The 12,007-nt window shown below is 64.2% G+C and carries 12 protein-coding genes and 1 pseudogene; 10 read left to right on the top strand and 3 right to left on the bottom strand.

Translation table 11 applies throughout. From position 1 onward, the window contains the following. Positions 1-198 precede the first annotated feature (198 nt). The 3 genes from mmsB to J8I87_RS37415 are packed head-to-tail and all read left to right on the top strand — an operon-like array spanning position 199 to position 3,055. Entirely contained in the window at positions 199-1,092 is an 894-nt protein-coding gene (mmsB, locus tag J8I87_RS37405) for a 3-hydroxyisobutyrate dehydrogenase (protein ID WP_209937397.1), read from the top strand. Continuing rightward, positions 1,092-1,889, top strand: a complete 798-nt coding sequence (locus J8I87_RS37410) for an enoyl-CoA hydratase (protein ID WP_209937426.1) — start codon at positions 1,092-1,094, stop codon at positions 1,887-1,889. Before mmsB ends, J8I87_RS37410 begins: the two co-directional genes overlap by 1 nt. Then, entirely contained in the window at positions 1,886-3,055 is a 1,170-nt protein-coding gene (locus tag J8I87_RS37415; protein WP_209937398.1) for an enoyl-CoA hydratase/isomerase family protein, read from the top strand. Before J8I87_RS37410 ends, J8I87_RS37415 begins: the two co-directional genes overlap by 4 nt. Positions 3,056-3,092: 37 nt before the next feature. Here the strand turns inward: J8I87_RS37415 and J8I87_RS37420 are convergent, their stop codons facing one another. Further along, positions 3,093-4,100 carry a hypothetical protein gene (locus J8I87_RS37420; RefSeq protein WP_409518870.1) on the bottom strand — a complete coding sequence of 336 codons (1,008 nt, stop codon included), beginning with the start codon at positions 4,098-4,100 and terminating at the stop codon, positions 3,093-3,095. Between the two features lie 398 nt (positions 4,101-4,498). Between J8I87_RS37420 and J8I87_RS37425 the strand changes: the two genes are divergently transcribed. Genes J8I87_RS37425 through J8I87_RS37435 form a run of 3 tightly spaced genes read left to right on the top strand, consistent with a single transcriptional unit; the run spans position 4,499 to position 8,314 of the window. Continuing rightward, positions 4,499-5,050, top strand: a complete 552-nt coding sequence (locus J8I87_RS37425) for a (2Fe-2S)-binding protein (protein ID WP_209937399.1) — start codon at positions 4,499-4,501, stop codon at positions 5,048-5,050. A gap of 10 nt (positions 5,051-5,060) precedes the next feature. Beyond that, entirely contained in the window at positions 5,061-6,062 is a 1,002-nt protein-coding gene (locus J8I87_RS37430) for a xanthine dehydrogenase family protein subunit M (protein ID WP_245254438.1), read from the top strand. Between the two features lie 23 nt (positions 6,063-6,085). Beyond that, on the top strand, positions 6,086-8,314 hold the full coding sequence (locus J8I87_RS37435; RefSeq protein WP_209937401.1) for a xanthine dehydrogenase family protein molybdopterin-binding subunit: 2,229 nt from the start codon (positions 6,086-6,088) through the stop codon (positions 8,312-8,314). Between the two features lie 6 nt (positions 8,315-8,320). Here the strand turns inward: J8I87_RS37435 and J8I87_RS37440 are convergent, their stop codons facing one another. Beyond that, positions 8,321-8,611, bottom strand: coding sequence for a hypothetical protein (locus tag J8I87_RS37440; RefSeq protein WP_209937402.1), 291 nt, complete (start codon positions 8,609-8,611; stop codon positions 8,321-8,323). Here J8I87_RS37440 and J8I87_RS37445 point away from each other — a divergent pair. From J8I87_RS37445 to J8I87_RS37455, 3 genes are all read left to right on the top strand, one after another. Continuing rightward, a complete protein-coding gene (locus J8I87_RS37445; protein ID WP_209937403.1) occupies positions 8,603-9,475 on the top strand; it encodes a DUF1796 family putative cysteine peptidase in 873 nt (290 codons plus the stop codon). The genes J8I87_RS37440 and J8I87_RS37445 overlap by 9 nt on opposite strands. 271 nt (positions 9,476-9,746) lie before the next feature. Next, positions 9,747-10,586 (top strand): phosphatase PAP2 family protein, encoded by an 840-nt coding sequence (locus J8I87_RS37450; protein WP_209937430.1) that lies wholly within the window; start codon positions 9,747-9,749, stop codon positions 10,584-10,586. Between the two features lie 168 nt (positions 10,587-10,754). Next, a complete protein-coding gene (locus J8I87_RS37455) occupies positions 10,755-11,054 on the top strand; it encodes a hypothetical protein (protein ID WP_209937404.1) in 300 nt (99 codons plus the stop codon). 28 nt (positions 11,055-11,082) lie between these two features. Here the strand turns inward: J8I87_RS37455 and J8I87_RS37460 are convergent. Continuing rightward, positions 11,083-11,381: pseudogene (locus J8I87_RS37460) on the bottom strand (PadR family transcriptional regulator); the annotation flags it as partial. On the opposite strand from J8I87_RS37460, the gene J8I87_RS37465 reads away from it, so the two are divergent. Next, entirely contained in the window at positions 11,380-11,841 is a 462-nt protein-coding gene (locus tag J8I87_RS37465; RefSeq protein WP_209937405.1) for an NAD-dependent epimerase/dehydratase family protein, read from the top strand. The pseudogene J8I87_RS37460 and the gene J8I87_RS37465 sit on opposite strands and share 2 nt — an antisense overlap. Positions 11,842-12,007 lie beyond the last annotated feature (166 nt).

The following is a 12,007-nucleotide window of genomic DNA, read 5'->3' on the forward strand; positions in this document are numbered from 1 at the left end:
TTTGCCTACTTTCTTTGCCGCGGCAAAGAAAGTAGGTGCCGCCCCGCACAGGGGCGACGCCTGCGCCGCGAGGCGCAATCGCGGATGCCAGCGACAGCGGCAAAGCAAACCGCATCGCGAATGCCCGCGTAAGAGCAAACCAAACCAAACCAAACCAAACCCCTAGCGTCGCAGACAAAAAAACCCGGAGACACGTATATGAAAATCGCCTTCATAGGCCTTGGCAACATGGGCGCGCCGATGGCGCAAAACCTGCTCAAAGCGGGCCACGAGCTAACCGTCTTCGACCTGAACACAGAGGCGGTGCAATCACTCGTTGCCGCGGGCGCAAACTCAGCGCCATCGCCGAAAGCAGCAGCAACCAACGCCGAATACGTCATCACGATGCTCCCTGCCGCAACGCACGTAAGAAGCGTGCTAACGGGCGAAGAAGGCATCCTCGCGGGCATCGCGAAGCACGTCACCATCATCGATTCGAGCACCATCGACCCCGCCAGCGTCAAAGCCTTCGCCGAACTGGCGAAGCAAAACGGCAATACCTTCGTCGACGCGCCCGTATCCGGCGGCACCGGCGGCGCAGCAGCAGGCACGCTCACCTTCATGGTCGGCGGCAGCCCGCAAGCCTACGAACACGTGAAGCCCGTCCTCGCGGCGATGGGCAAGAACATCGTCCACTGCGGCGACACCTCGACCGGCCAGGTCGCGAAGATCTGCAACAACCTCGTGCTCGGCATCACGATGGCAGGCGTCTCAGAAGCGATGGCGCTCGGTGAAGCACTCGGCATCGATCCGAAAGTGCTCGGCGGCATCATCAACACATCGACGGGACGCTGCTGGAGTTCGGACACCTACAACCCGTTCCCCGGCGTCATCGAAACCGCGCCGTCGACGCGCGGCTACACAGGCGGCTTCGGCACCGACCTCATGCTCAAAGACCTCGGCCTCGCCACCGACGCCGCTAAGTTCGCGCGTCAACCCGTCTTTCTCGGCGCGCTCGCGCAGCAGCTCTATCAGACGATGAGCACGAAGGGCGCGGGCAAGCTCGACTTTTCCGCCGTGATCAAGCTGTATCGCAAGAATGGAGACGCATGATGATCGAACTCGACTACGCGCATGAGGGGAGCGTCGCGCTGCTGACGTTGAAGCGCCCGCCCGCGAACGCGTTCACGCCGCAAGGGCTGTTGCAGTTGCAGCAGACGATCGGGCGTCTGAACGGCGAAGCGCAGGTGCGCGCAATCGTGATCACGGGCGATGGTCCGAAGTTATTCAGCGCGGGCGCGGATCTCAATACGTTCGCCGACGGCAACAAGGAAGTCGCGCGTATCGCGGCAGCGCGCTTCGGCGCGGCGTTTGAGACGCTGCAGAACGCGCGGCCCGTCGTCATCGCGGCGATCAACGGCTATGCGATGGGCGGCGGGCTCGAATGCGCACTCGCCTGCGATATCCGCATCGCCGAGCAGCATGCAGTGATGGCGCTGCCGGAAACGGCCGTCGGCCTGCTGCCATGCGGGTGCGGCACGCAGACGCTGCCGTGGCTCGTCGGCGAAGGCTGGGCGAAGCGCATCGTGCTGACGGGCGAGCGTGTCGATGCAGCGACCGCGTTGGGCATCGGTCTCGTCGAGGAGGTCGTGGAAAAAGGCGCGGCCCGCGAGTTCGCGCTGAAGATGGCGGCGCGCGTCGCGAGCCTGAGTCCGCAAGCCGTCACGTTCAGCAAGGAACTGATCCAGCAGGCGCGCAACGGCGTGCCGCGTCCGGCGGCGCTTGCCGTCGAGCGCGAACGCTTCGTCGATCTGTTCGACGGCGCCGATCAACGCGAAGGCGTCAACGCGTTCCTCGAAAAGCGCGCGCCGAAGTGGCAGGCCACGCAAGCGAAGGAGTCGCAGCGATGAGCGCCGTCCTCGAACAGGAAGCGATCCGCGAGCCCGGCGTGCTGTTTCGCGTCGTCAATCGCGTCGCGATCATCACGCTGAACCGGCCGGCCGCACTCAACGCGCTGTCGCATCAGATGGTGCGCGAACTGGCGGTGCTGGTCGAACGCTGTCGCGAGGATGGCGAGATCGTCGCCGTCGTGCTGCGCGGCGCGGGCGCGAAAGGCTTTTGCGCGGGTGGCGACGTGCGCGCGCTCTATGGCATGCGCCAGCGCAATGAAAGCGGCTGGCTGCAGTTCTTCATCGACGAATACCGGCTCGATTACGCGCTGCACACGTTTCCGAAGCCCGTTGTCGCGCTGCTCGACGGCATCACGATGGGCGGCGGCATGGGGCTCGGGCAAGCCGCGCGGCTGCGCATCGTCACCGAGCGCACGAAGATCGCGATGCCGGAGACGCGCATCGGCTTTCTGCCCGACGTCGGCGCGACGCGCTTCCTGAGCGTGATGCCCGCCGAAATCGAGCTGTATGTCGGGCTGACAGGCGTGACGCTGACGGGCGCCGAGGCGCTGCGTTTCCAGCTTGCCGATCTGTGCGTGCCGTCCGAATGGCTCGATACGTTCGAAGAGCGCCTGTCGCACATCCCGACCGCCGATGCGAGCGCCGACGACCTGATGCGCGCGCTGCGCACCGTATTCGAGCCGCCGTGCAACGTCGTGCCGCACGCGGGACTCGGCGCGTTCACACCATTGATGCTGCGTCATTTCGACCGGCGTTCGGGGGTCGAGCGGATCGTCGCGTCGCTGCGCCAGGATCTTGAACGCGAGCATTCGCGCGAAATCTGCCAGCGCGAAGTACGTCAATGGCTGCAAGCGACCTGTGACGCGATGACCTCGCATTCGCCGACCATGCTGTACGTGACGCGCGACGCGTTGCTGCGCGGCCGTCAGATGACGCTCGCCGAATGCTTCCGGATGGAACTGGGGATCGTCGCACGCGTGATCGAGGACGGCGATTTCAGCGAAGGCGTGCGCGCGCATCTCGTCGACAAGGACCGCAAGCCGCGCTGGGCGCCCGCGACGCTCGCCGAAGTGCGGCCCGAGCGCGTGCGGCATTTGCTGGCATCGCCGTGGCGCGTGGCGGCGCATCCTCTTGCCGATCTCGGCGCCCAGCAGGCGCTCGCCTGACAGGCGGCGAATCGAAGCACGCGTTAGCGCGACACCGTCAGAAGCGGTAGCCGATACCGCCCAGCAGCACATCGGTATCGCGGCTGTAGCGCGTCACGACGCGGTTCCATGTGACGCGCGCCGCCCAGTGGTCGGTGAAGCGGTACGACGCTGAGATCGATACGAGGCCCGACAGCGCGCCGTCGCCCGACGTGCGTTCGTCGGCATCTTCGCCGTGATGGATGGCGGCGTACGCGCCGGCGCCGAAGCCGAGCGTCAGATGATCGTCGAAGAACGCGCGCGTGAGCCATAGCTGCGCCGTCATCCCGTCGCGACGCGCCTTAAGGCCGCCGCCTTCGTGCAGATACCCGATCGTGCCATCGATGTAATGCGTGAGTCCGCGCCGGTATTCGATCGATTCGGCGACGGACGTCTGCGATTCCAGGCTGTTCAGGATCGTCTGCCCGACGAGCACCGAGATTTCGTTGTTCGTGACGTTGTGCGTGCGCGGCAGCGCGAAGGCGCGCGGGCCGGGCTCATCGGGCGCATCGAGCTGATAGCCGACGCCGACCAGCACGGCCGTCGTCGAAGGCCCGCGTGAAACCTGCACGCGGTTCAGCTGCAGGTTCGCCGTCCAGCGGCGCGATGTGTACCACGTCGCCCGGGCGCTGAAGAGGCCGCCCCAGCCGTGCGTGTTCGAGTAGTCTTCGCCCTGCTCGGCGGCTTCCGTATCGAAGTATCGGTATGGCCCCACGCCGAGCGCGAGCACGACGCGGTTCTGTTGCAGAGGCAGACGCCCCCATATCTGAATGGCCTGGCCATCGCGATGATGATCCGGCAGATGGCCTTCGTTGAGCCATGTGATGCTGGCCGCCGCATACCGGCCGAAACCTTCCGTGTAATCGATCGCCCACGAGTAGGTGTTGTGGTCGGCACCCGTCAGCCACCCGCCGTACAGCCCAAGTTCCTGCGCCGGCGCGGGGCGGGCGGACAGCGCCGCACAGGTCGCGGCGGCGAGCAGCGCAGGTTTCAGGCGATGGGCCTTTTTCTTCCGGTTCTTCTCCAATGGCGTGCCCCTCGGGTCCTGAAAGCATTCTGAATGAATTGCCGGTTTCATGCGTTGAAAGCCCGGCCGCGCCGTTTACCGTTTCTCGCAGCGCGGCCTGAACGGACCGGGTATCGCGTTTGCTAGTCAACTTGCTACTCCATTTGCTGCTGATCTGCCGCTTGATCCCCGGACGGATCGGAGGGACGATTCGGCGCGCCGGGGAAGTGCTCGCGCGGACACGGTGCTGTAACTGCGTGGGCACGCCTGCGGATCGCCGCCTATACTTTTCGCTTGTCCATCGGCGCTTTCACGAGACCGCGCTGCGGGAACCGCTGCGGGCCCGTCGCTTGCGCCATCAGGCAGTCGACAGTCTTCCTTCCGATCGTCCCTTCCGATTGCAGCATGGAGATGCCCCGATGCCCCACATCATCGACCGACCCGGATTCACCGCGCAGGAAGTCAACGAGCGCGCCGCCGCCCCGCAAGGCCAGCCGGCGTCCAGCGTCACGATTCCTGTCGAACTGAACGTGAACGGCACGCGCTACGCGCTGTCGCTGGACCCGCGCACCACATTGCTCGACGCGTTGCGCGAGCACCTGCACCTCACCGGCACCAAGAAAGGCTGCGACCACGGCCAATGCGGCGCGTGCACCGTGCACGTGAACGGCCGGCGCGTGAACACGTGCCTGTCGCTGGCCGCCACGCACGCCGACGACACGATCACGACCATCGAAGGCATCGGCGAGCCCGGCGCGCTGCATCCCATGCAGGCCGCGTTCGTCGAATGCGACGGCTATCAGTGCGGCTACTGCACGGCGGGCCAGATCATGTCGGCCGTCGCGCTGCTCGATGAAGCAATCGGCCCGGACGACGCCGACGTGCGCGAAGCGATGAGCGGCAATCTGTGCCGCTGCGGCGCCTATCAGAACATCGTGACGGCCATCCAGTCCGTGCGCGGCAAGCGCTGAGGAGACCGCGATGGAACTCTTCCAGCTCTCGCGCGCGAACGACGTGCGCGACGCGGTCATCGCGGGCGCCGCGTCGCAGACGGCGCAGCAAGGCGCGCAGGTGCGCTTTCTCGCGGGCGGCACGACGCTGCTCGACCTGATGAAGCTCGATGTCGAGAAGCCGGCGCGCGTGATCGACATCAGCCACCTGCCGCTCGATCGCGTCGAAACGACGGACGAAGGCGGCGTGAAGATCGGCGCGCTGGTGCGCAATACCGACCTCGCGATGCATCCGCTGATCCACGAGCCTTACGCAGTTTTGTCGCAGGCGTTGCTCGCGGGCGCGTCCGTGCAACTGCGCAACATGGCGACGACGGGCGGCAATCTGCTGCAACGCACGCGCTGCGTCTATTTCCGCGACACCGCGATGCCGTGCAACAAGCGCGAGCCCGGCTCGGGCTGCGCGGCGATGGGCGGATTCAACCGGATGCTCGCGATACTCGGCACGAGCGACAAGTGCATCGCGACCAACCCGTCCGACATGAACGTCGCGCTCGCGGCGCTCGGCGCGACGATTCATATTCAAGGGACGAAGGGCGCGCGCAGCGTTCCCATCGACGACTTCTATCTGCTTCCCGGCGATACGCCCGAGCGCGAAACCGTGCTCGAACCGGGCGACCTCGTCACGCACGTCACGCTGCCGCCGATTCCGGGCAGCCGCTCGCTGTATCTGAAGCTGCGCGACCGCGCCTCGTACGAGTTCGCGCTGGCATCGGCGGCTGTCGCCGTCAACGTGGCCGACGGGCGCATCACGCGCGCGCGCGTTGCGCTCGGCGGCGTCGGCACGAAGCCGTGGCACGCGCACGAAGCCGAGGCCGAACTGGCGGGCGCCGTGCCCGATGAGGCGAGCTTCGCGCGCGCCGCCGACGCCGCACTCGCCGGCGCGAAGCCGCAGAGCCAGAACGGCTTCAAGGTCGAACTATCGCGACGCTGCCTGATACATGCATTGATTCAGGTCACGCAGTCCGTCTGAAACTTTTTCAAGGACTTCTTTCCATGTCCACTGTGTCCGAATCTGCGCTGTCCGTGCTCGGACAGCCACAGTCGCGCATCGACGGTCCGCTGAAAGTGAGCGGGCGCGCCGTGTACACCTCCGATGTCGATCTGCCCGACATGCTTTACGCCGTGCCCGTGTGCGCGACGATTGCAAGCGGCCGGGTGACGTCGCTCGAATTCGCCGCCGCGCAATCGATGCCAGGCGTGCGCATGGTTCTGCATCGCGGCAATATCGGCCGCTTTTATCGGATCGCGGGCAATTCGATCGACGCCGGCTTCGTCGACGAGGCGCGGCCGCCGTTCGAGGACGACGTGATCCGCTATTACGGCCAGTATGTGGCCGCGATCGTTGCCGAAACGTTCGAGGCGGCTAGCGCCGCCGTCGCCGCCGTCAAGGTCGGTTATGAAAAGGCCGCGCACGACGTCAGCGACGAGCTGGCGTTGGCAGGCGAGCCGCAGGTGCAAAGCGAGCGCGGCGACGCGGCCACGGCGTACGGCCAGGGCGGCGCGACGCTCGACGAAACCTATGTGACGCCCGTCGAAACACACAATCCGATCGAACTGCATGCCACCGTCGCGCACTGGGACGGCGAAGGCTACACGTTCTACGAAACGACGCAGGCCGTCTGCAACCATCAGGGGACGCTGATGCAGATGCTCGGGCTGCCGAAGGAAAAAGTGCGCGTGATCTCGCGCTACCTCGGCTCGGGCTTCGGCAGCAAGCTGTGGATGTGGCCGCATTCGCTGCTTGCCGCCGCCGCGTCGCGCCATACGGGGCAGCCGGTGAAACTCGTCGTGAGCCGCAAGATGATGTTCCAGAACGTCGGCCATCGTCCGACGACGCAGCAGCGCATGCGCCTGTCCGCCGACAGCAGCGGCAAGCTGACCTCGATCCGTCACGATTACGTGAATCACGCCGCGATCGCCGACGACTACGAGGAAAGCTGCGGCGAGATCACGCCGTTCCTGTACAGCGTGCCGAATCTGCGCGTCACGTCGGGCATCGTGCGGCGCAATGTCGGCTCGCCGACTTCGATGCGCGGGCCGGGCGCCGTGCCGGGCTTGTACGCGCTCGAATCGGCGATGAACGAGCTCGCGCGCAAGCTCGACATCGATCCCGTCGCGTTTCGCCTGATGAATGAGCCGAAAGTGGATGAATCAACGGGCTTGCCGTTTTCGTCGCGGCACCTGGTCGAATGCCTGAAAACGGGCGCCGGAAAATTCGGCTGGGCGGAGCGCACGCCAGCCGTCGGTTCAATGACGCGCGACGGCCTCACGCTCGGTTGGGGTGTCGGCGCATGTGGCTGGCCGGGGCTGCGCTTTTCGGCGGAGGCGACCGTCGATCTGCGTGCGGACGGCACGGCGCGCGTCGTGTGCGGTACGCAGGATATCGGCACGGGCACCTACACGATCCTCGCGCAACTGGTCGCCGCTCACACGGGCATTCCCCTCGACAGGATCGAGGTCGGGCTCGGCGACACGATGCTGCCGCCTGGGCCGGTATCGGGCGGCTCGGCAGCGACGGCTTCCGTGATTCCTGCCGTGTTGCAGGCGGTGCGCGCCGCGGGCGAGATGGTGCTCGCGCGCGCGGCCGCCGTCGGCGAATCGCCGTTTCATGGCGAAAGCAAGGACGCGCTCGCATTCAGCGCGGGGCGCGTGCATCGCAAGACGGACGCGCCCGAAAAAGGCGTGCCGTTCGCGCAGATCCTGCAAGCGGCGCAGATGCATTCGGCTTCGGGCAAGGGCAGCGCGCAAGGCGGCTTCGACGATCCGCTGAAAAAGCACTACTCGATCTACTCGTATGGCGCGCACTTCGTCGAGGTGACGTGGCAGCCGGAGATCGCGCGGCTGCGCGTGAGCCGCGTCGTGACGGTGATCGACGGCGGGCGCATGCTGAATCCGCGCGCCGCGCGCAACCAGATCGAAGGGGCCGTCGTGATGGGCGTCGGCATGGCGCTGTTCGAGCACACTTCGTACGATCCGCAGAATGGCGCGCCCATCAACAGCAGTCTCGCTGATTACATCATCGCGTCGCACGCGGATACGCCCTCGCTCGACGTGACGTTTCTCGATCACCCCGACACCGTGCTCAACGAACTCGGTGCAAGGGGAATCGCGGAGATCGGGCTGGCGGGCGTCGCGGCGGCCATTACGGATGCCGTCCATCACGCGACGGGCGTAAGAGTGCGCAAGCTGCCTGTGATGATCGAGGATTTGCTGGCGGCATAGGGCGGCTCACGCCTTCCCGCCACTTCCGTCCCCGCTGCGGGCTTCGCATAGCTGCCCGCAGCATCGTTCTTTCCGCTGCCCGCGCCGCACCGGCACTGCGCTGTTCGCGCTCAGGAACACGCCGTGCGTCTGCCGTGCGGGCACCGTCGTGAGCAGCGCCCGGATCGGCGCCATGCGCGGTGATATCGCGACCCTGACGACACGAAAGAACAGCACCGTCGCGAAGAACGGCACATCGGGCAGACGCGTGCTGAACAGCACGGGCAGGATCGACAGCAGCGCGGCGATATGGAACATGCGCTTCTCGCCGTGGCGGCAAAGACGTACGATTTTGTGACGCCCGTCACACATCGAGCTCCGTTACTTTGCTTTACTCAAAAGCCCGGTTTGACCCCGCATTGCCGCTGCGACTTCATGCTCACGAAATCAAAATTCCTCGAAAAATTGGCCGTGTTTGGCCGAAATCATCCTCGCGCCCGTTCGTATGATCGGGTCATAAGCATCGGCTCGAATTGCGAAGTGACCTGGAATATCCGCCATCACTTCAAGACGGGAAAGGCTTATCCATTCGATTGGTGGATGACGCCCTTCCATGCGCTGCTCGATGTCCTCGATGCACGATTCAGCGGCCTTTTCGAGCCCTCGAATTTGTCTGTCCCTGCGGATCGGGGCACCGTCGTCGATACGCGGTTCAACCTCATGTATCACCACGATTTCGCAAGAGATGAGGACGGTCGCGTGATCGTGGACGACCTCGAAAAACAGCTCGCGGATTTGCGGAAGAAATACGCCCGGCGCGCCGAGCGGTTCGTCAACGAACTAGACGGCAAAAAGGTGTTGTTCGTCCGAAACAGATGCGGCAACGATCCCGTGTATTTGAATGGCGATTACGGCGACATTCAACCCGATCAATGCATGCAGATTCAACGCGCGCTTTCGGCGCTTTTGCCGCGCACGCGGTTCGACTTGTTCGCGACGAACAAGCCCGGTTTCGAGGCTTTTTCATACCGCGGCTCGGAGATCTTCAGCGACTCGATCATCGAGTACGGCGATTGCAGCGACTATATGGTGTCGCCCCGAGGCTGGGCGGAGATGTTCGAGCGCAACCGCATTGTGCTTCGCGCGGCCGATAAGGCATCGGCGGTCGCCGTGACGGCCTAGAGGTGAATTGCGTCGATCGGCCTTGACTATACAGCCTACGATATCCATACGATGCGCCTGACTTAGGCGTCTCTCAGTGATCCCGATCGCTAGCCCCCCGAATTGCGGGGGACTCCTCATGCATTAGCCAATTTAAACTGGATTGCGAAACTACGTTTCGGGAGCGCAGTGCGCGTGTCACGGCAATGCGTCCCCCTCCCCGCAATACGCGCGCAAAGAGTGTTTCGATCGAAGCACTCTCGCAAGCGAACATTATTGGGATTTTTTGAAAATGAAAATAAATGCTCCGGTCAGGCGTGCAATCGCAACCGGCTTGTGTGCGCTGGCGTTGGTAGGCACCGTATCGGCTGAACAACCGCGTCCCGCGCAGGTCAAGGAGTTCCGGCCCGGGTTTCTCGTGGGCTATCTCGCCAACAGCGATCTCCCCGACAGCCTGAGCCTGGTGCCTGCTCCGCCTGCCAAAGGATCAGCAGAGGCGGAATCGGATGAGGCATTCAACAGGGCCAGCCGGACTGTTCGCGATACAGCGCGAGGCAAGCTTGCAATAGCCGACGCAAAACTCTCTTTTCCTGCAGCAGCAGAATCCTTTTCATGTGCGCTCGGTGTTCGAATCAACGATGCCGAAACTCCCTACCTTTACCAGCTGATGCGCCGAAGCCTGACCGATGTCGGTCTCTCGACCTACCGCGCCAAGAATGCCTACAACCGCGTGCGTCCGTTTGTCGTCAACAACGAGTCGATCTGTACGCCAGACGAAGAATCCGCGCTTCGCAAAGACGGCTCCTACCCTTCAGGTCACGCCGCAATCGGCTGGGCCTGGGCACTTATGCTGAGCGAACTGTCCCCGGCGCAATCACCGCAACTGTTGACGCGAGGCTTGTCCTATGGCGAAAGCCGATCCATCTGCAACGTGCACTGGGCAAGTGATATCAGCGCGGGCAGGTTGATGGGCGCTGCCACGGTGGCACGCCTGCACGGCAGTGACGCGTTTCAGGCGGATATGAAAGAGGCCGCAGCCGAAATCGCTGCCCAGCGCGCCAAAGGTAATGTGCCGGCACGCGATTGCACCGAAGAGGCTTCGGCGTTAGCGATTAGAATTCGGACACCGTAACCTGATACTGCAAACGGTCTCGCACTACGCGCAGTGAGCACCTCGCTATCGGGAATTGCGCAGCGTGCGGGGCCACAGTGTATTGCTGATGTGTGGAAGACAGGGAGAGACGCGTGGTGCACGAATACCGTGCAGTACTGATCCTTCCGGCCATCGCTGGAAAATTTCGTGGCCAAGTTCCGCGCGGCCGAAAAGATCGCTCCCGAAGAGAGCAGCCGACAAACCTTGTTGCGTCACATGACCCGGCATGAGACGTTTGTGATGCGAGAGATCGACGGGCATGGCGACTCCTTCACCGGAAGTTGTGCAAAGACTCCTTCTTTAGCGGCCCAGTCGCGTATCGCAATCAGGTTCCGGAATACGCGCCTCAGTTTGCGCTGGAGAGACCTGAGAAGTTGGGTTGCTACGGCGCTTGGGTTGGAGCGCTGCAGCAAGGAGCGGCTTATGAAGATTTCCTCGATTACTTAAGGAATACTAAAATGCCGAGAAGTACTGCTCAATTCTCATGGCTGAGGATCGCCGCGATGCGCCGCTGCTCTTCGGGCGATGCGTTGTCGCGCGCAACAGCAGTACATGCTTCAGCGCGCGGCGCGCGTCGATGAATTCGGGCAGCCAGCCGCCTGACTCGCCTGCCGTTTCGTCGCCTGCTTCGCCAGTTTCACCCGCGAACGCGCGGCGCACCGAGTCCATCTTGCGGGCGATGTGCGCGAGCTGCGCGGGCATCAGGTCCGCGCGCTCGCGGTTCGCGGCAAGGTATTCGCGGCCCGCGTCCGCGAGCGAATAGCGCTTTCGGTTGGCTGGTGTACAGGCTTTCGCGCACACGTCCTCAGTATCAGCGTACTCGCACCTCGCTCACGGCACGCTCGTCGAGTCGACTCCGCAGCGCGGAGCCGAGAGCCGGATCAATTACGAGCGCACCAAGTACCTGGGCGAACAAGCCGTGCGCGGTACGAGCGTGCCTTGGATCATCTTCAATCCGTCGCACATCCTCGGCCCGGGCGACCGTCATAACTGGGCGCGCCTCATCATGCTTGTCGACCGGGAGAAGCTGCCGGGCAGCGGGTCGTTCGCCGACGTGCGCGAGATCGCCCGCGCCCAGGCACGTGCCTGGCAGCGTAAGAGGTTCGGGGAGGCGTATCTGGTCGGCGCCGAGCACGCGAGCTTCGTCGACTTCGTGCAGCGTCTGGGCGCCGCATTGGGCAAGCGCACGCCGAGCCGCGCCACGCCGGCCTGCCATCCGCCATTGGCCGGATGATCGCCTACGTGAATCCTTCGATATGACACACTGAGTGCCACAACCGGTTGTTTTGCACAGGCCGCCGCCGAGTTGCTGCGCGGGGTGTGACGTCACAGTGAAACTGCGCTCGCAATCGTGAACCGGCCCGCAATGTGCATCGCCCGGTGGCCTAACACCGATCGGT

The organism is Paraburkholderia sp. LEh10 (assembly GCF_017814945.1).
Taxonomy (GTDB): Bacteria; Pseudomonadota; Gammaproteobacteria; order Burkholderiales; family Burkholderiaceae; genus Paraburkholderia.

What these genes read in the sequence shown, in the direction of transcription:
- mmsB (WP_209937397.1), top strand. Translation starts at nt 199, where the DNA reads ATGAAAATCGCCTTCATAGGCCTTGGCAACATGGGCGCGCCGATGGCG.
- J8I87_RS37435 (WP_209937401.1), top strand. Translation starts at nt 6,086, where the DNA reads ATGTCCACTGTGTCCGAATCTGCGCTGTCCGTGCTCGGACAGCCACAG.
- J8I87_RS37430 (WP_245254438.1), top strand. Translation starts at nt 5,061, where the DNA reads ATGGAACTCTTCCAGCTCTCGCGCGCGAACGACGTGCGCGACGCGGTC.
- J8I87_RS37450 (WP_209937430.1), top strand. Translation starts at nt 9,747, where the DNA reads ATGAAAATAAATGCTCCGGTCAGGCGTGCAATCGCAACCGGCTTGTGT.
- J8I87_RS37425 (WP_209937399.1), top strand. Translation starts at nt 4,499, where the DNA reads ATGCCCCACATCATCGACCGACCCGGATTCACCGCGCAGGAAGTCAAC.
- J8I87_RS37445 (WP_209937403.1), top strand. Translation starts at nt 8,603, where the DNA reads ATGGAACATGCGCTTCTCGCCGTGGCGGCAAAGACGTACGATTTTGTG.
- J8I87_RS37415 (WP_209937398.1), top strand. Translation starts at nt 1,886, where the DNA reads ATGAGCGCCGTCCTCGAACAGGAAGCGATCCGCGAGCCCGGCGTGCTG.
- J8I87_RS37410 (WP_209937426.1), top strand. Translation starts at nt 1,092, where the DNA reads ATGATCGAACTCGACTACGCGCATGAGGGGAGCGTCGCGCTGCTGACG.
- J8I87_RS37440 (WP_209937402.1), bottom strand. Translation starts at nt 8,611, where the DNA reads ATGTTCCATATCGCCGCGCTGCTGTCGATCCTGCCCGTGCTGTTCAGC.